The 17,744-nt window shown below is 63.9% G+C and carries 14 protein-coding genes, 1 tRNA gene and 1 pseudogene; all 16 read right to left on the bottom strand.

The genetic code is table 11. From position 1 onward, the window contains the following. Window positions 1-98, bottom strand: a 98-nt coding sequence (locus ASF65_RS20910; RefSeq protein ID WP_141681087.1) for a GTP-binding protein, incomplete at its 3' end; no start/stop codon positions are given. Window positions 99-161: 63 nt separating this feature from the next. Beyond that, window positions 162-2,252 carry an elongation factor G gene (gene fusA / locus ASF65_RS11840; RefSeq protein ID WP_055889360.1) on the bottom strand — a complete coding sequence of 697 codons (2,091 nt, stop codon included), beginning with the start codon at window positions 2,250-2,252 and terminating at the stop codon, window positions 162-164. Between the two features lie 27 nt (window positions 2,253-2,279). Next, the gene (gene rpsG, locus ASF65_RS11835; protein ID WP_055889358.1) at window positions 2,280-2,750 is read right to left on the bottom strand and encodes a 30S ribosomal protein S7; all 471 of its coding nucleotides are present in this window, start codon (window positions 2,748-2,750) and stop codon (window positions 2,280-2,282) included. 35 nt (window positions 2,751-2,785) lie between these two features. Next, window positions 2,786-3,157: a 30S ribosomal protein S12 gene (gene rpsL / locus ASF65_RS11830; RefSeq protein ID WP_019998957.1), complete on the bottom strand. Its 372-nt coding sequence runs from the start codon at window positions 3,155-3,157 to the stop codon at window positions 2,786-2,788. 377 nt (window positions 3,158-3,534) lie between these two features. Next, entirely contained in the window at window positions 3,535-7,734 is a 4,200-nt protein-coding gene (gene rpoC / locus ASF65_RS11825; RefSeq protein ID WP_055889355.1) for a DNA-directed RNA polymerase subunit beta', read from the bottom strand. 139 nt (window positions 7,735-7,873) lie between these two features. Continuing rightward, window positions 7,874-12,028: a DNA-directed RNA polymerase subunit beta gene (gene rpoB, locus ASF65_RS11820; protein ID WP_055889352.1), complete on the bottom strand. Its 4,155-nt coding sequence runs from the start codon at window positions 12,026-12,028 to the stop codon at window positions 7,874-7,876. A gap of 286 nt (window positions 12,029-12,314) precedes the next feature. After that, window positions 12,315-12,692 carry a 50S ribosomal protein L7/L12 gene (gene rplL, locus ASF65_RS11815; protein WP_055889349.1) on the bottom strand — a complete coding sequence of 126 codons (378 nt, stop codon included), beginning with the start codon at window positions 12,690-12,692 and terminating at the stop codon, window positions 12,315-12,317. 52 nt (window positions 12,693-12,744) lie between these two features. Then, window positions 12,745-13,263: a 50S ribosomal protein L10 gene (gene rplJ, locus ASF65_RS11810; RefSeq protein WP_055889347.1), complete on the bottom strand. Its 519-nt coding sequence runs from the start codon at window positions 13,261-13,263 to the stop codon at window positions 12,745-12,747. Window positions 13,264-13,630: 367 nt separating this feature from the next. Then, entirely contained in the window at window positions 13,631-14,332 is a 702-nt protein-coding gene (gene rplA / locus ASF65_RS11805) for a 50S ribosomal protein L1 (protein ID WP_055889345.1), read from the bottom strand. Between the two features lie 5 nt (window positions 14,333-14,337). After that, a complete protein-coding gene (gene rplK / locus ASF65_RS11800) occupies window positions 14,338-14,766 on the bottom strand; it encodes a 50S ribosomal protein L11 (protein ID WP_055889343.1) in 429 nt (142 codons plus the stop codon). A 147-nt stretch (window positions 14,767-14,913) separates the two neighbouring features. Further along, window positions 14,914-15,444 carry a transcription termination/antitermination protein NusG gene (gene nusG, locus ASF65_RS11795; RefSeq protein ID WP_055889342.1) on the bottom strand — a complete coding sequence of 177 codons (531 nt, stop codon included), beginning with the start codon at window positions 15,442-15,444 and terminating at the stop codon, window positions 14,914-14,916. 24 nt (window positions 15,445-15,468) lie between these two features. Next, window positions 15,469-15,669, bottom strand: a complete 201-nt coding sequence (gene secE / locus ASF65_RS11790) for a preprotein translocase subunit SecE (protein ID WP_055889340.1) — start codon at window positions 15,667-15,669, stop codon at window positions 15,469-15,471. A gap of 133 nt (window positions 15,670-15,802) precedes the next feature. Beyond that, window positions 15,803-15,878: transfer RNA gene (locus ASF65_RS11785), tRNA-Trp, on the bottom strand. A 50-nt stretch (window positions 15,879-15,928) separates the two neighbouring features. Further along, on the bottom strand, window positions 15,929-16,783 hold the full coding sequence (locus ASF65_RS11780) for a hypothetical protein (protein ID WP_055889337.1): 855 nt from the start codon (window positions 16,781-16,783) through the stop codon (window positions 15,929-15,931). 7 nt (window positions 16,784-16,790) lie between these two features. Further along, window positions 16,791-17,489 (bottom strand): hypothetical protein, encoded by a 699-nt coding sequence (locus ASF65_RS11775; RefSeq protein ID WP_055889335.1) that lies wholly within the window; start codon window positions 17,487-17,489, stop codon window positions 16,791-16,793. Between the two features lie 142 nt (window positions 17,490-17,631). Continuing rightward, a pseudogene (locus ASF65_RS20905) lies at window positions 17,632-17,744 on the bottom strand (elongation factor Tu); the annotation flags it as partial.

Raw genomic sequence — 17,744 nt, 5'->3', positions numbered from 1 at the left:
GTGATCGCCGCCGTCAGCGACGTCTTCCCGTGATCAACGTGACCAATCGTCCCGATGTTCACATGCGGCTTGTTACGCTCGAATTTGCTCTTCGCCATTTGAGGCTCTCCAATTCATGCGCCCGTGAGGGCTTCAGAGGGTTGTCGCCGAGGCCGGAGGCCTCAGGCGTACTTCTTCTGGATTTCTTCGGCGACCTGGTTCGGCACCTGCTCGTAGTGATCGAACTGCATCGAGTACTGCGCACGGCCCTGCGACATCGAGCGGAGCGTGTTGACGTAGCCGAACATGTTGGCCAGCGGCACCATCGCGTTCACCACGGTCGCGATACCGCGAGCCTCGGTGCCCTGGATCTGGCCGCGGCGGGAGTTCAGATCGCCGATCACGTCACCGACGTAATCTTCCGGCGTCACGACCTCGACCTTCATGATCGGCTCGAGCAGCTTCGGACCCGCCTTGGCGATGGCTTCGCGGAAGCCGGCGCGCGAGGCGATTTCGAAGGCCAGCACCGACGAGTCGACGTCGTGGTAGGCGCCGTCCATCAGCTCGGCCTTGATGTCGACCATCGGGAAGCCTGCCAGCGGACCCGAAGTCATCACCGAAGCGATACCCTTCTGGACGCCCGGCACGTATTCCTTCGGAACCGCACCGCCGATGATCTTCGACTCGAACACGAAGCCCGTGGTGGGCTCGCCCGGCTCGATGTGCAGCTTCACGCGGGCGAACTGGCCGGTGCCGCCGGTCTGCTTCTTGTGCGTGTAGTCCACATCCGCAGGACGGGTGATCGTCTCGCGGTAGGCCACCTGCGGAGCGCCGATGTTCGCCTCGACCTTGAACTCGCGTTTCATGCGGTCGACGAGGATGTCGAGATGAAGCTCGCCCATGCCGGCGATGATCGTCTGGCCAGACTCTTCGTCCGTCTTGACGCGGAAGGACGGATCCTCGGCAGCGAGACGGTTGAGCGCGAGGCCCATCTTCTCCTGATCGCCCTTGGTCTTCGGCTCGATCGCGATCTCGATGACCGGATCGGGGAATTCCATGCGCTCGAGGATGACCGGCTTCAGCGGATCGCAAAGCGTGTCGCCCGTCGTGACTTCCTTGAGGCCGGCCAGCGCGACGATGTCGCCCGCGAACGCCTCTTCGATGTCCTCACGCGAGTTGGAGTGCATCTGCAGCATACGCCCGATGCGCTCCTTCTTCTCTTTGACCGTGTTCTGAACGCCGGTGCCCTTGGTGAGCTTGCCGGAGTAGATGCGGCAGAAGGTGAGCGAACCGACGAACGGGTCGTTCATGATCTTGAAGGCCAGCATCGAGAGCGGCTCTTCGTCCGACGACACGCGGCTCGTCTCGGCCTCGGTCTTCGGGTCGATGCCCTTGATGGCGGGCACGTCGATCGGCGACGGCAGGAACTCGACCACGCCGTCGAGAAGCGGCTGCACGCCCTTGTTCTTGAAGGCCGAGCCGCAGAAGATCGGCGTGAAGGTCACCTCGCAGGTGCCCTTACGGATCAACGCGCGCAGCTGCTCGTTGTTGGGCATGTTGCCTTCGAGGTAGGCTTCCATCGCCGCCTCGTCCACCTCGACCGCGGTCTCGATCATGAGCTCGCGATACTCGGCGGCCTTGTCCTTGAGGTCGTCCGGGATCTCCACCACGTCCCACTGAGCGCCGAGCGACTCGTCGCGCCAGATGAGGGCGTTCATCTCGATCAGGTCGACGACGCCCTTGAACTCGTTCTCAGCCCCGATCGGCAACTGGACGACAATGGCCTTCGCGCCGAGGCGCGTCTTGACCATCTCGACGCAGCGGTAAAAGTCCGCGCCGGTCTTGTCCATCTTGTTGACGAACATCATGCGCGGGACGTTGTACTTGTCGGCCTGGCGCCAGACCGTCTCGGTCTGCGGCTCCACGCCGGCATTGGCATCCAGCAGCGCGATCGCACCGTCGAGCACGCGCAGCGAACGCTCGACCTCGATCGTGAAGTCGACGTGGCCCGGAGTGTCGATGATGTTGAAGCGGCGCTTCTTGCCGTCGCGGCCTTCCCAGAAGGTCGTGGTCGCAGCGGACGTGATCGTGATGCCGCGCTCCTGCTCCTGCTCCATCCAGTCCATCGTCGCGGCGCCGTCGTGGACTTCGCCGATCTTATGGGACTTGCCGGTGTAGTAAAGGATACGCTCGGTCGTGGTCGTCTTGCCGGCATCGATGTGGGCCATGATGCCGAAATTGCGGTAGTCTTCGATCTTATATTCGCGGGCCATGGGGCGCCTTTCGAAGAGAAGAGTGGCTTACCAGCGGTAGTGCGAGAAGGCGCGGTTCGCTTCCGCCATGCGGTGCGTGTCTTCGCGCTTCTTCACCGCGGTGCCGCGGTTGTTGGCGGCATCCATCAGTTCGCCCGACAGACGATCGACCATCGTGGTCTCGTTGCGGTTGCGGGCCGCCGTGATCAGCCAGCGAATGGCGAGCGCCTGACGACGCTCCGGGCGGACGTCGACCGGGACCTGGTAGGTGGCGCCGCCGACGCGACGCGAACGCACTTCCACATGCGGCGCAACATTGTCGAGCGCCTGATGGAAGATCGCGATCGCGTCCTGGCGGGTCTTCTGGTTCACGACGTCGAAGGCGCCGTAAACGATGGTCTCGGCGACCGACTTCTTGCCGTCGTACATGACGGCGTTCATGAACTTCGTGACAACCAGATCGCCGAACTTCGGATCCGGGTTGATCTCACGCTTCTCGGCAGAGTGACGACGGGACATATTCTAGTCTCTCAATCTCGGACGGTCGTTCGGGCTTACTTCGGACGCTTCGCGCCGTACTTCGAACGACGCTGACGACGGTCCTTGACGCCCTGCGTGTCGAGCACGCCGCGGATGATGTGGTAGCGAACGCCGGGAAGATCCTTCACACGGCCGCCGCGGATCATCACCACGGAGTGCTCCTGAAGGTTGTGCCCCTCGCCCGGGATGTAGCCGATGACTTCGAAGCCATTGACCAGACGGACCTTGGCGACCTTGCGGAGAGCCGAATTCGGCTTCTTCGGGGTCGTGGTGTAGACGCGGGTGCAAACACCGCGCTTCTGCGGATTGGCCTGGAGCGCCGGAACGGTGTTGCGCTCGCTGGGGCGAACGCGCGGCTTCCGGATCAACTGGTTGATGGTCGGCATTCCAACCTTCCTTCTCTTCAAATCCCGGTTCGGAACGTTCGGCACCACGACGCGGAAGCCATCGGCTCATGCGCGAAACCGGGCATCGACCTCACCTAATAAGAGGTCTGCCCGGCATTGAAGCAGAGGATCACGGGCGAAACCGCAATCGTGCGTCCAGCAATGGTACGTCTCGTTGAACGAAGCCTTGTTTGAAGCGCTGGTCCCCAACGTGTCGTCGGGAAAGCGATGCCTCACATCGGCTCTGTTGGCGGGTGTTTAACGATTCCATCCCCGAACGTCAACCCTGCCTGGGCCTTGTTGGGGCGCGTTGTGAAAATGAAAAGGGGCCGCCCGATCGGAACGGCCCCTTCTCTGTCTCTTAGCCGACGAACGCCTTATTCGGCCGCGTCGGTCAGCTTCGTCAGCATGCGATCGGCTTCGGCCGCATTCGACGACTTGCGACGGTCGTCAAGGATCAGGTCGTCGCGCGAGGTCGCGATGCGGCGGACCTGGGTCATCATGCCGCCGGTGCCGGCCGGGATGAGACGGCCGACGATGACGTTCTCCTTGAGGCCCTGCAGCGTATCCATCTTGCCGGCGACCGCCGCCTCGGTGAGGACGCGCGTGGTCTCCTGGAAGGACGCCGCCGAGATGAAGCTCGGCGTCTGCAGCGAGGCCTTGGTGATGCCGAGGAGGACCGGGTTGCCGGACGCGGGCTTCTTGCCCTCATCCTCCAGGCGCTCGTTCATCTCGGCCAGCTCGATCCGGTCGACATGGTCGCCCGGAATGAGGCCACTATCGCCAGACTCCACGATCTCGACCTTCTGCAGCATCTGGCGAACGATCACCTCGATGTGCTTGTCGTTGATCACGACGCCCTGGAGACGATAGACCTCCTGGATTTCGTTCACGAGGTAGCTCGCCAGCGCCTCGACGCCCCGGATGGCCAGGATGTCGTGCGGTGCCGGGTTGCCGTCGAGAATGTGGTCGCCCTTCTCGATGACGTCGCCTTCCTGGAGGTGGAACGGCTTGCCCTTCGGGATCAGGTACTCGACCGGCTCGACGCCATCCTCGTGCGGCTCGATGATGATGCGACGCTTGTTCTTGTAGTCGCGTCCGAACCGCACCGTGCCGTCGATTTCCGCGATGACCGCGTTGTCCTTCGGCTTGCGGGCCTCGAACAGCTCGGCCACGCGCGGCAGACCGCCCGTGATGTCCTTGGTCTTCGCGGACTCCATCGGAATACGCGAAAGGACGTCACCGGCGCGGACCGTCGCACCCGGCTCGACCGACAGAATGGCGTCGACCGAGAGGAAGTAGCGAGCATCCGTACCGCGCGCGAGCTTGGCCACCGAGCCGTCCTTGGCACGGATCACCATGGCGGGCTTCAGATCGGCGCCGCGCGGGTTGGCCCGCCAGTCGATGACCTGACGCTTGGTGATGCCGGTCGACTCGTCGGCCTGCTCGGAGACCGACAGGCCCTCGACCAGATCCTCGAACTCCACCACGCCATCGAGTTCGGTGAGCACCGGACGGGTGTACGGGTCCCACTCGGCGATACGCTGGCCACGCCGCACCTGATCGCCGTCGTCGACGAAGATGCGCGAACCGTAGGTGATACGGTGCGAGGCACGCTCCTTGCCGGCCGGGTCGAGTATCAGCACCGCCATGTTGCGACCCATGGCGACGAGGCGCCCGTCGGAGTCGCGCACCACGTTGCGGTTACGGATCTGGACCGTACCCTCGTACGAGGCTTCCAGGAACGACGAGTCGACGACCTGCGCCGTGCCGCCCATGTGGAACGTGCGCATCGTGAGCTGCGTGCCCGGCTCGCCGATCGACTGCGCCGCGATGACGCCGACGGCCTCGCCCATGTTGACGGGCGTTCCGCGTGCAAGATCGCGACCGTAGCAGATCGCGCAGATGCCGGTGCGCACCTCGCAGGTCAGCGCCGAGCGGATCTTCACGGACTGGACGCCCGCCTTCTCGATCACCTCGACGTCACGCTCTTCGACGGTCGTGCCACCCTTGACGAGCACTTCGCCCGTCGCCGGGTTCACGATGTCCTCGAGCGCGGTACGGCCGAGGATACGCTGGCCGAGCGTCGCGACGACCTGACCGGCATCCACGATGGGCTGCATGGTCAGACCGTTCTCGGTGCCGCAATCGGCCTGCGTGATGATGCAGTCCTGCGCCACGTCGACGAGACGGCGGGTCAGGTAGCCCGAGTTGGCAGTCTTCAGTGCCGTGTCAGCGAGACCCTTGCGGGCACCGTGGGTGGAGTTGAAGTACTCGAGAACCGTGAGGCCTTCCTTGAAGTTCGAGATGATCGGCGTCTCGATGATCTCGCCGGACGGCTTGGTCATCAGGCCGCGCATGGCACCGAGCTGGCGCATCTGCGTGGGCGAGCCGCGCGCACCGGAGTGCGACATCATGTAGATCGAGTTCATCGGCTTCTGCCGGCCCGTCTCCGGGTTGAACTCGACCGCCTTGATGCGGCCCATCATCTCTTCGGCGATCTTGTCCGTGCACTTGGCCCAGGCATCGACCACCTTGTTGTACTTCTCGCCCTGGGTGATCAGGCCGTCATTGTACTGCTGCTCGTATTCCTTCGCGAGCGCCTGCGTCTCGCCGATCAGCTTCGGCTTCGTCTCGGGGATGACCATGTCATCCTTGCCGAAGGAGATGCCGGCGATGCAGGCGTGCTTAAAGCCCAGCTGCATTATGCGGTCGCAGAAGATCACCGTGTCCTTCTGACCGCAGTGACGATACACCTGGTCGATCAGACGCGAGATGTTCTTCTTCGTCATCAGGTCGTTGGCGATGTCGAAGGGGATCTTGTGCGTCTTCGGCAGAAGCTGCGCGATGAGCATGCGACCCGGCGTCGTTTCGTAGATCTTCGAGACGGGCTTGCCTTCGGCGTCCACCGTCTTGAAGCGGCCCTTGATCTTCGTGTGCAGCGTGATCGCCTTGGTGAAGATCGCCTGCTCCATCTCGCCGATGTCGGAGAAGGCCATGCCCTGCCCCGGCTCGTTCTCGTTCATGATCGAAAGGTAGTAGAGACCGAGCACCATGTCCTGCGACGGCACGATGATCGGTGCGCCGTTCGCCGGATGCAGGATGTTGTTGGTCGACATCATCAGGACGCGCGCTTCCAGCTGCGCCTCGATCGACAGCGGCACGTGCACCGCCATCTGGTCGCCGTCGAAGTCCGCGTTGAAGGCCGTGCAGACCAGCGGGTGAAGCTGGATCGCCTTGCCCTCGATCAGGATCGGCTCGAACGCCTGGATGCCGAGGCGATGGAGCGTCGGCGCGCGGTTCAGAAGCACCGGATGCTCGCGGATGACCTCGTCCAGGATGTCCCAGACCTCCGGACGCTCCTTCTCGACGAGCTTCTTCGCCTGCTTCACCGTGGAGGAGAAGCCCTTGGCGTCGAGGCGCGCGTAGATGAAGGGCTTGAACAGCTCAAGCGCCATCTTCTTCGGCAGGCCGCACTGGTGGAGCTTCAGCTCGGGGCCCGTCACGATGACCGAACGGCCGGAATAGTCTACGCGTTTGCCGAGGAGGTTCTGGCGGAAGCGGCCCTGCTTGCCCTTCAACATGTCGGACAGCGACTTCAGCGGACGCTTGTTGGCACCCGTGATGACGCGACCGCGACGGCCGTTGTCGAACAGCGCGTCGACCGCCTCCTGAAGCATGCGCTTCTCGTTGCGGATGATGATGCCCGGCGCGCGCAGCTCGATCAGCCGCTTGAGGCGGTTGTTGCGGTTGATGACCCGGCGGTAGAGGTCGTTGAGGTCCGACGTCGCAAAGCGGCCACCGTCCAGGGGCACGAGCGGGCGAAGGTCCGGCGGGATCACCGGAACGACGCGCATGATCATCCACTCGGGTCGGTTGCCCGACTCGAGGAAGTTCTCGACAATCTTCAGCCGCTTCATCAGCTTCTTCTGCTTCAGATCCGACGTGGTGGTCGCCAGTTCCTCACGCAGGTCGCCCGCGATGCGCTCAAGCTCCATGGAGCCGAGAAGCTCCTGGATCGCCTCGGCGCCGATCAGGGCGGTGAAGCTGTCCTCGCCATACTCGTCGACGGCGATCATGTACTCCTCTTCCGTCAGGAGCTGATGCTCCTTCAGGGCGGTGAGGCCAGGCTCGGTGACGATGTAGTTCTCGAAGTAGAGGACGCGCTCGATATCCTTCAGCGTCATGTCGAGCAGCGTGCCGATGCGGCTCGGAAGCGACTTCAGGAACCAGATATGCGCGACCGGGGCGGCCAGCTCGATGTGGCCCATGCGCTCGCGGCGCACGCGCGAGAGGGTGACCTCGACGCCGCACTTCTCGCAGATGATGCCCTTGTACTTCATGCGCTTGTACTTGCCGCACAAGCACTCGTAGTCCTTGATCGGGCCGAAGATGCGCGCACAGAACAGGCCGTCGCGCTCCGGCTTGAACGTGCGGTAGTTGATCGTCTCGGGCTTCTTGATCTCGCCGAACGACCACGAAAGAATCTTCTCCGGGCTCGCGAGCGAGATCCGGATCGAATCGAACGTCTGCGCCTGCACCTGAGGATTGAAGAGATTCATGACCTCTTGATTCATGGTGCTGTCTCCTTTTCAGGGCCTCGTGCCCCGCCACGCGCCGGGCGGAGCCGGCGCCAAGATCATCCGCAAAGTCCGATCGGCGCCCTTTGGCTGTGGCGCCGACCATGGCCGCACAAGGCGACCTTTGCGTGGCGGCCTATTCGGCCGCGTCGGGGAGGCCCTGCAGCGGGCCGGCGCTCGACGGAAGCTGGTCGGGCACGGACTGAGAGAGATCGACGTCGAGGCCGAGCGAGCGCATTTCCTTGACGAGCACGTTGAAGCTCTCCGGTATGCCCGACTCGAACGCGTCGTCGCCGCGCACGATCGACTCGTAGACCTTGGTCCGGCCCGCGACGTCGTCCGACTTAACCGTCAGCATTTCCTGCAGCGTGTAGGCGGCGCCATAGGCTTCGAGTGCCCACACCTCCATCTCGCCGAAGCGCTGTCCGCCGAACTGCGCCTTGCCGCCAAGCGGCTGCTGGGTGACCAGCGAGTACGGACCGATCGAGCGAGCGTGGATCTTGTCGTCCACCAGATGGTGCAGCTTCAGCATGTAGATGTAGCCGACGGTGACCTGACGGTCGAACGGCTCGCCGGTACGCCCGTCGTAAAGCGTGACCTGACCCGATCCGTTCAACCCGGCCTTCTCCAGCATCTCGACGATGTCCGGCTCCACCGCGCCGTCGAAGACGGGCGTAGCAATCGAGACGCCGCGCTTCATCTGCTTCGCGAGCACGATCACACTGTCGTCGTCGTAGTCCTTGACCTTCTCGTTGCGGTCGGAATCGCCCAGCATGCTGGCGATCTCGTTGCGCAGCGGCGCCGCGTCATGGCTCTGCTGGTAGGCTTCCAGCATTTCCCCGATCTTCCGGCCCATGCCGGCGCAGGCCCAGCCGAGATGCGTCTCCAGGATCTGGCCGACGTTCATGCGCGAGGGCACGCCAAGCGGGTTCAGAACGATGTCGACATGCGTGCCGTCCGCATTGAACGGCATGTCCTCGACCGGCACGATGCGCGAGACGACACCCTTGTTGCCGTGACGGCCGGCCATCTTGTCGCCCGGCTGGATCTTGCGCTTGACGGCGACGAAGACCTTCACCTGCTTCATGACGCCCGGAGGCAGCTCGTCGCCGCGCTGGACCTTCTCGACCTTGTCCATGAAGCGGGCTTCGAGCAGCTTCTTGGAGTCGTCGTAGACCTGACGCAGCGCCTCGAGTTCACCCTGCAGACGCTCGTCCTCGACGGCGAACATCCACCACTGCGAACGCGAGTACTCGTTCATCACCTCGGCCGACAGCTCGCCGCCCTTGCGGAAGCCCTTCGGCCCGGCGATGGCGACCTTGCCCGACAGCATCTCGACGAGACGCCCGTAGACGTTGCGGTCGAGGATCGCCTGCTCGTCGTCGCGGTCCTTCGCGAGACGCTCGATCTCCTCGCGCTCGATCGCCATGGCGCGCTCGTCCTTCTCGACGCCGTGCCGATTGAAGACGCGCACTTCGACCACCGTGCCGTAGGTGCCCGGAGGCATACGGTTCGACGTGTCGCGAACGTCCGAGGCCTTCTCGCCGAAGATGGCGCGCAGGAGCTTTTCCTCCGGCGTCATCGGCGATTCGCCCTTCGGCGTGATCTTGCCGACCAGGATGTCGCCCGGCTGCACTTCCGCGCCGATGTAGACGATACCCGCCTCGTCGAGGTTGCGCAGCGCTTCTTCCGACACGTTCGGAATGTCGCGCGTGATCTCCTCGGGTCCGAGCTTCGTGTCGCGCGCCATGACCTCGAACTCCTCGATGTGGATCGAGGTGAAGACGTCGTCGGCGACGATGCGCTCGGAGAGGAGGATGGAGTCCTCGTAGTTGTAGCCGTTCCAGGGCATGAACGCGACGAGCACGTTCCGGCCAAGGGCCAGATCGCCGAGATCGGTCGACGGACCGTCGGCGATGATGTCGCCCTTGCGCACCCGGTCGCCCATCTTCACCAGCGGGCGCTGGTTGATGCAGGTCGACTGGTTGGAGCGCTGGAACTTCATCAGGCGGTAGATGTCGACGCCCGAGCGGCCGGACTCGAGGTCCTCGGTCGCGCGGATGACGATACGCGTCGCGTCCACCTGATCGACGATACCGGTCCGGCGCGCGGCGATGGCCGCGCCCGAGTCACGGGCGACGATCGGCTCCATGCCGGTGCCGACGAACGGCGCCTCGGCGCGCACCAGCGGCACGGCCTGACGCTGCATGTTCGAGCCCATGAGGGCGCGGTTGGCGTCGTCGTTCTCGAGGAACGGGATCAGCGCGGCCGCAACCGACACCAGCTGCTTCGGCGACACGTCCATGAGGTCGACGTTCTCGCGCGGCGTCATGATGACGTCGCCCGAATGACGGCAGATGACGAGGTCGTCAGCAAAGCCGCCGTCCTCGGTCAGCACGGCGTTCGCCTGCGCGACGTGATGCTTCGCCTCCTCCATGGCGGACAGGTAGACGACGTCATGCGTCACCTTTCCGTCAACGATGCGCCGGTACGGGCTCTCGATGAAACCGTACTTGTTGACGCGTGCGAAGGTCGCCAGTGAGTTGATCAGGCCGATGTTCGGGCCTTCCGGCGTCTCGATCGGGCAGATGCGGCCGTAGTGCGTCGGGTGCACGTCGCGCACTTCGAAGCCTGCACGCTCGCGGGTCAGACCGCCAGGACCGAGCGCCGAGAGACGACGCTTGTGCGTGATCTCGGAAAGCGGGTTGGTCTGGTCCATGAACTGCGACAGCTGCGACGAGCCGAAGAACTCGCGTACGGCGGCAGCCGCTGGCTTCGCGTTGATCAGGTCCTGCGGCATGACCGTGTCGATCTCGACCGAGGACATGCGCTCCTTGATCGCGCGCTCCATACGGAGGAGGCCGACGCGGTACTGGTTCTCCATGAGCTCGCCGACCGAGCGCACCCGGCGGTTGCCGAGATTGTCGATGTCGTCGATCTCGCCCTTGCCGTCACGCAGGTCGACCAGCGTCTTGACGACCGCGAGGATGTCCTCCTTGCGCAGCACGCGCACGGTGTCCTCGGCGTTGACGTCGAGACGCATGTTCATCTTCACGCGGCCGACGGCCGACAGGTCGTAGCGCTCCGCGTCGAAGAACAGCGACTGGAACATCGCCTCCGCGGTTTCGATCGTCGGCGGCTCGCCAGGACGCATGACGCGATAGATGTCGAACAGCGCGTCCTGGCGGTTCTCGTTCTTGTCGGCCGCCAGCGTGTTGCGGATGTAGGCGCCCACCGTCACGTGGTCGATGTCGAGGACCTGGATCTCCTCGTGGCCCGCATCGAGCAGGACCTTGAGCGTCTTCTCGTCGATCTCGTCGCCGGCCTCGAGGTAGATCTCGCCCGTCTGGTAGTTGACGATGTCCTCGGCGAGGTAGTTCCCGTAAAGGTCCTCCTCGGTGGCGCGGAGGGCAACGACGCCCTTTTCCTTGATTTGGCGCGCCTGGCGGGCGGTGATCTTCTTGCCGGCCTCGACAAGGACCTCGCCCGAATCAGCGTCGATCAGGTCCGTCAGCGCCTTCTGGCCACGCACGCGTTCGACCGAGAACGGCACACGCCAGCCGTTCTTGTCCTTCTGGAACTGGATAACGTTGTAGAACGTCGACAGGATCCCCTCGCCGTCCATGCCAAGCGCCATGAGCAGGCTCGAGACGGGGATCTTGCGGCGACGGTCGATGCGCGCGAAGACGATGTCCTTGGCGTCGAACTCGATGTCGAGCCAGGAGCCGCGATACGGGATCACGCGCGCGGCGAACAGAAGCTTGCCCGACGAGTGCGACTTGCCCTTGTCGTGGTCGAAGAACACGCCCGGCGAGCGGTGCATCTGCGACACGATCACGCGCTCGGTGCCGTTCACGATGAACGTGCCGTTCGACGTCATGAGCGGCATGTCGCCCATGTAGACGTCCTGCTCCTTGATGTCCTTGATGGACTTCGAGCCGGTATCCTCGTCGACATCGAACACGATGAGGCGCAGCGTCACCTTGAGCGGAGCGGCGAAGGTCAGGTCGCGTTGACGGCACTCGTCGACGTCGAACTTCGGCTGCTCGAACTCGTACTTGACGAATTCCAGCATCGAGTTGCCGGCGAAGTCGGAGATCGGGAACACGGAGCGGAAGACGGACTGCAGGCCCTCGTCGGGACGCCCGCCCTCCGGCTCATCGACCATCAGGAACTGATCGTAGGAGGCCTTCTGAACCTCGATGAGGTTCGGCATTTCGGCAACTTCGGGAATCGACCCGAAGAACTTGCGCACCCGCCTGCGACCGCTAAACGTCGTCGTCTGAGACATCGTCGCTCCTTGCTCTCGTCATCGCCCCTGACCGAAGGGCTCGAATTTCGTGCCCTCCCGCCGGAGGGCCGATCGCCCTTCCCTTGCGGGACGGGCCGGGCCGTCAGCGCCGCCGAGGCGGCCCGCCCGCGTCATCCGAACCCACCGCGGCGGAGGGTTCGGAGCACGTGGACGTCGGATCGTTGCGCGCCTTCATGGCCTGCGGTTCGATCCGAGCACGGAAGGCGGAACGGCAAACATGCCGTCCCGCCCGCCAGTTTCAGACGCAAGACGCCAAATGGCGGTCTTACTTGACGTCGACCTTCGCGCCAGCCTTCTCGAGCTGGTCCTTGATCTTGGCGGCCTCGTCCTTCGACACGGCTTCCTTGACCGGCTTCGGAGCGCCGTCGACGAGGTCCTTGGCTTCCTTGAGGCCGAGGCCCGTGATCGCACGGACTTCCTTGATCACGTTGATCTTGTTCGCACCGGCTTCGGCGAGGATCACGTCGAACTCGGTCTTCTCCTCGACCTCGGCGGCCGGGGCGCCAGCGCCGCCAGCGGCAGCAACGGCGACCGGAGCGGCGGCGGAGACGCCCCACTTCTCTTCGAGCATCTTCGAGAGCTCGGCGGCCTCGAGGACGGTCAGGGCCGACAGGTCTTCAACGATCTTGGCGAGATCAGCCATTGTAGTATTCCTTGGTTGGTTCGAACTTTTTGAATGCAGCGAGGAACTGACCTCAGGCCGCTTCGTCCTTCTTGGCATATGCCCCGAACACGCGCGCAAGCTGAGCTGCAGGCGCGGCCACGACGGCTGCAATGCGGGTCGCCGGGGTCTGGATCATACCCAGCAGCTTGCCACGCAGTTCGTCGAGCGACGGAAGGGCGGCCAAAGCCTTGACCCCTTCCGCATCGAGAGCGGTAGTGCCCATCGCACCGCCGAGGATGACGAGCTTGTCGTTACCCTTGGCGAAGTCGTTGGCCACCTTCGGCGCCGCGATCGGATCCGTGGAATAGGCGATCAGGGTCTGGCCCTGAAACAATCCCTGGATCTTCTCGGCGTCCGTGCCTTGAAGAGCGATTTGGGCGAGGCGGTTCTTCGCGACTTTGACGGTGCCACCCTGCGCGCGCATCTTCGACCGGAGGTCGTTCATCTGCGCGACGGTGAGACCGGCGTAACGAGCCACCACGATCGCGCCCGAGCCCTTGAAGGTCTCGTTCAGCTCCGTGACGAACTCGCGCTTTTCCGCTCTGTCCACTGCCACTCTCCAGTTGGAGCGCACCCTTGCGGCTGCACTCCGGTTGCCGTTAGCCGTCCGACAGATCGGACGACGCTCGAGGATCCTGTCCCCTTGGCTTCTGGGATCCGCAATGGAACCGGCAGTCGCAGCAAGGCATTCAGAGGTTCGAACCGAAGGTATCGGCGAAGCCGACGAATTCGGATCTTTCCCCGTCTCATGCGGGCTTGGCGATTAAGATGGAACGGTTGGAGAACCGCTCCGTCGCCCGCAATCTCGGACAGGAAGGCGAGGATTAGGAAGCCCCCGCCCCTTTCCGCGCAGCCGAAGCCGCGTGGAAACTTTCTAGGAAGCCGCCGAAATAGGTCGGCAGCTTCCGAAAATCAAACTACTCGCCCGCGCGGACGGTGGCCGGATCGATCTTGATGCCCGGACCCATGGTCGAGGACACCGCGACGCGCTGGACGTAGTTGCCCTTGGCGCCCGTCGGCTTGGCCTTCTGCACGGCGTCCGCAAAGGCGCGGATATTCTCGAGCAGCGCCTCGGCACCGAAGCTCGCCTTGCCGATACCGGCATGGACGATACCGGCCTTCTCGACGCGGAACTCGACGGCGCCGCCCTTCGACGCCTTGACGGCCGCCGCGACATCCGGCGTCACCGTGCCGACGCGCGGATTCGGCATCAGGCCACGCGGGCCGAGCACCTTACCGAGGCGTCCGACGAGACCCATCATGTCCGGGGTCGCGATAGCGCGGTCGAAGTCGATCTGGCCGCCCTGGACCTTCTCAACGAGATCCTCGGCACCCACGATGTCGGCACCGGCAGCCTTGGCCTCTTCGGCCTTGTCGCCACGCGCGAACACCGCGACGCGGACCGTGCGGCCCGTGCCGTTCGGCAGGTTGACGACGCCGCGGACCATCTGGTCAGCGTGGCGCGGATCGACGCCGAGGTTCATCGCGACCTCGATCGTCTCGTCGAACTTCGCCGACGCGCGATCCTTCAGAAGCGACACGGCCTCGGAGAGATCGTAGAGCTTCTCGCGATCGATGCCCTCGCGGGCCTTGGTAATGCGCTTGCCAATCTTCGCCATGGTCTTCAGCCCACCACTTCCAGGCCCATGGAACGGGCCGAGCCCATCACCATCGCCATCGCCGCATCGACGTCGTTCGCGTTCAGGTCCTTCATCTTCTTCTCGGCGATCTCGCGCACCTGCGCGGTCGTCACCGAACCGGCCTTGACCTTGCCGGGCTCCTTCGAGCCGCTGGTCAGGCCCGCCGCCTTCTTGAGGAAGAAGCTCACGGGAGCCGTCTTCATCTGGAAGGTGAACGACTTGTCGACGTAGTAGGTGATCACGACCGGAACCGGCGATCCCTTCTCCATCTCCTGGGTCTGCGCGTTGAACGCCTTGCAGAACTCCATGATGTTGATGCCGCGCTGACCCAGCGCAGGACCGATCGGCGGCGACGGGGTCGCCGAGCCGGCCTTGACCTGCAGCTTGAGCTGGCCCGCTACTTTCTTAGCCATTAGCTTCTGCCTTCATGTTGGACCAGCGAACCGGCCGTTCGGTCGCTGGAGCGACCACGCAGGAGTGCGGTACGGTTTTTGGTGGAGCCGGCTTCAGCTCCACCCGCCTTCCGCACGAGGTTCGGATGGCAACGCCACCCGGAACGGTCAGACCTTCTCGACCTGACCGAATTCGAGATCGACCGGCGTCGCGCGGCCGAAGATGGAGACCTCCACCTTCAGGCGGGCGCGCTCCTGATCGACTTCCTGGACCACGCCGTTGAACGAGGCGAACGGTCCGTCGGAGACGCGAACCTGCTCGCCCACATCGAACAGGACGGTCGCCTTCGGACGCTCCACGCCTTCCTGAACCTGATTCAGGATGCGGTTGGCCTCCGATTCGGAGATCGGGACCGGGCGGTTGTCCGGCCCGAGGAAGCCCGTCACCTTCGGCGTATTCTTGATCAGCGAGAAGACCTGATCGGTGAGCTCGGCCTTCACCAGCACGTAGCCCGGAAAGAACTTGCGCTCCGAATCGACCTTCCGACCGCGCCGAACCTCGACCACCTTCTCGGTCGGCACGAGGATCTTCTCGAACTTCTCGGTCAGCCCCTTCTGGCGGGCCTGCTCTTCGATCGACTCAGCGACTTTCTTCTCGAAGTTCGAATAGGCGTGGACGATGTACCAGCGAGCGGTCATGAAATTCCTGCTTCTGTCCAGCGATCAGCGGCCGGTGCCCATGATGTAGCCGATCGCATAGGCGATCAGCTGATCCGACACGAAGAGGAACGTGGCGGCGAAGGCGACCATGATGAAGACCATGACCGTCGAGATGAGCGTCTCGCGCCGGGTCGGCCAGGTCACCTTCGCGACCTCGGAACGCACCTGCTGGATGAACGTGAAAGGATTAGTCTTGGTGGCCATGTACCGCTCACGACTGCGGGCGCGAAAAAGCTGGATGATCAGCCCCACGCGCCACGTGTCTGTTAAGCTCTACATAACCGGAGCCCCCGTGATTCACAAGGGCCGGGGGTGGACAAATTGCGCATGAGATCCATGGCAGGGGCAGTAGGGCTCGAACCTACGACCTGCGGTTTTGGAGACCGCCGCTCTACCAACTGAGCTATACCCCTGTGTGCCGGAGCGGTTTTCGAATAATGCGGCCGAGCCGTTTTGGCAAGCGTTATCCCCGCCCCGCGGCGGCATCCTGTTCGGCAATCTTCGCCTTGCGGGTTTTCGGCTTCAACCGGCGCAGCCATTCCGAAACGCGTCGCTGGGGACGCGTCGTGCGAAGGAGATCGTCGATGGCGGCATTCGCCCCGTCGAGGCGCTCAGCCAGGACCTCCGCACCGACAAGCGCCACGTCTGCCGGCGAGATGCCCGGGAAGCGCTGCGCGATCGCGCCGAACAGGTCGTCGGTCGCAACGCCTGCGGTCTCGATACGTCCCGCCCGCACGAGAAGGCGTTGCACGATCTGCTCGAAGGTCCAGTCGTGATCGGTGAAGAGCTTCCAGCGCTTGGAACGCCGCGCGGTGAACCCCGCCAGAACGACCCGGCTTCCGGAGCAACGCTCCGCAAGGAACAGCGCGAGGGCGAAGCCGCTCGTCGCCACCTGATCGGAGGGATAGAACCCGTCCATGCCGGCGGCCGCGTCGAGCTGGCCGACGGCAATCCCGGCGCCGAATTCGGCCGGCGCGCTGAACCGTTCGTGCCGACCGGCCCGCAGGTTGCAGATTCCCCGGAACCGCTCGGAGCGGACCAGCCTCAGAACGTCCTCGACCTCGCGGCGATAGACGATGTTGGCGCCCGCCCGACTCGAGCGCGCGACCAGAAGAGATTCGCCGTCGAACGGCGCGTCGAGCACCTTGTAGACCTTATTGAAGAAGACGAAGAGCGCGTCCGAACCATAGCGCGCGCGCAGAGCGGCGATGTCCACGGCATCGCTGTTGGCGACGAGGACGATCGTCGCGTATGCCCCGAAGAAGGCCGCCCAGCGCTCGTTCGCGCCGGGCTCATCCGCCAGCGGGAGGACGCCCATCAACGCGTCAGTCCTTCGGCGCGCGCTGCGTCACATGCAGGACACGGTCGCGCATGGCGAACCACTCGTCCGCGTAGTCGTCGTTGCGGTACTCGTCGAAATACGGGCCCCCGTCCGTGAAGTGGACGTTCTTCGCGGCCGGATCGTGGTCGTATTCGTTGACCAGCCAGTTCCAGGCGGTCGGCAGTTCGCCGATCCGGTCGTCCCCGTCGAGCCACTTGAACTGATGAAGCTCCAGCCCGGTCGCCGTGTTGACGAACTCCGGCGATAGAGCGCGGCACTTGGCGTTGTTGAAGAGCATGACGCTCGACCAGTTCTTCTTCTCGTACTTGGTCTGCACCTGGCCAAGGAACTTGGTCTCGACCTTCGGCTGGTAGTCGTGCTTGACGCACATCACCGACGCGTTCTCATCGCGCAACGCCCAGAGTTCGGCAATGTCGGCGCGCATCAGCATGTCGCAGTCCATGAAGAGGCTCCATCCCTCGTAGTGCGAGAGATACGGAACCAGGAACCGCGAAAACGAGAACTCGGTGGACTGAAGCGCATTGCGCTCGCGCGTGAAGGTGCCTTCGAGGTGCGGCAGCACGATCGGGCAGAACATGACGGGCATCGAGGCGTGCTCGATGATGCTCTGCGCGAGCACGTGGTAGGCCACGACCTCCTTGGAATCGAACCCGACGAAGACACGCGCGATCTCGGCAGCCATGGACACTTCCTCTTCCGTTCGTCGACGCTTCTAGAACCGCGCCCGGTCGGCGACAAGCAAGAACGCCTCCAATGTGGCCGGCATCCGCCAAACGAAAACGGGCCCCGAAGGGCCCGCTCGCATGTCATCAGATGTATCGAACTTACTCGACGATGCTGGCGACGATACCGGCGCCGACGGTGCGGCCGCCCTCGCGGATGGCGAAGCGCAGCTTCTCTTCCATCGCGATCGGAACGATCAGCTTGACGTCCATCG

Origin of the sequence: Aureimonas sp. Leaf324 (assembly GCF_001423245.1) — a bacterium.
GTDB lineage: Bacteria > Pseudomonadota > Alphaproteobacteria > Rhizobiales > Rhizobiaceae > Aureimonas.
This window is presented reverse-complemented; position numbering and strand designations above follow the sequence as displayed.

Coding starts and splice junctions, on each gene's coding strand:
- fusA (WP_055889360.1), bottom strand. CDS start 2,252: ATGGCCCGCGAATATAAGATCGAAGACTACCGCAATTTCGGCATCATG.
- rpsG (WP_055889358.1), bottom strand. CDS start 2,750: ATGTCCCGTCGTCACTCTGCCGAGAAGCGTGAGATCAACCCGGATCCG.
- rpsL (WP_019998957.1), bottom strand. CDS start 3,157: ATGCCGACCATCAACCAGTTGATCCGGAAGCCGCGCGTTCGCCCCAGC.
- rpoC (WP_055889355.1), bottom strand. CDS start 7,734: ATGAATCAAGAGGTCATGAATCTCTTCAATCCTCAGGTGCAGGCGCAG.
- rpoB (WP_055889352.1), bottom strand. CDS start 12,028: ATGTCTCAGACGACGACGTTTAGCGGTCGCAGGCGGGTGCGCAAGTTC.
- rplL (WP_055889349.1), bottom strand. CDS start 12,692: ATGGCTGATCTCGCCAAGATCGTTGAAGACCTGTCGGCCCTGACCGTC.
- rplA (WP_055889345.1), bottom strand. CDS start 14,332: ATGGCGAAGATTGGCAAGCGCATTACCAAGGCCCGCGAGGGCATCGAT.
- rplK (WP_055889343.1), bottom strand. CDS start 14,766: ATGGCTAAGAAAGTAGCGGGCCAGCTCAAGCTGCAGGTCAAGGCCGGC.
- nusG (WP_055889342.1), bottom strand. CDS start 15,444: ATGACCGCTCGCTGGTACATCGTCCACGCCTATTCGAACTTCGAGAAG.
- secE (WP_055889340.1), bottom strand. CDS start 15,669: ATGGCCACCAAGACTAATCCTTTCACGTTCATCCAGCAGGTGCGTTCC.
- ASF65_RS11780 (WP_055889337.1), bottom strand. CDS start 16,783: ATGGGCGTCCTCCCGCTGGCGGATGAGCCCGGCGCGAACGAGCGCTGG.
- ASF65_RS11775 (WP_055889335.1), bottom strand. CDS start 17,489: ATGGCTGCCGAGATCGCGCGTGTCTTCGTCGGGTTCGATTCCAAGGAG.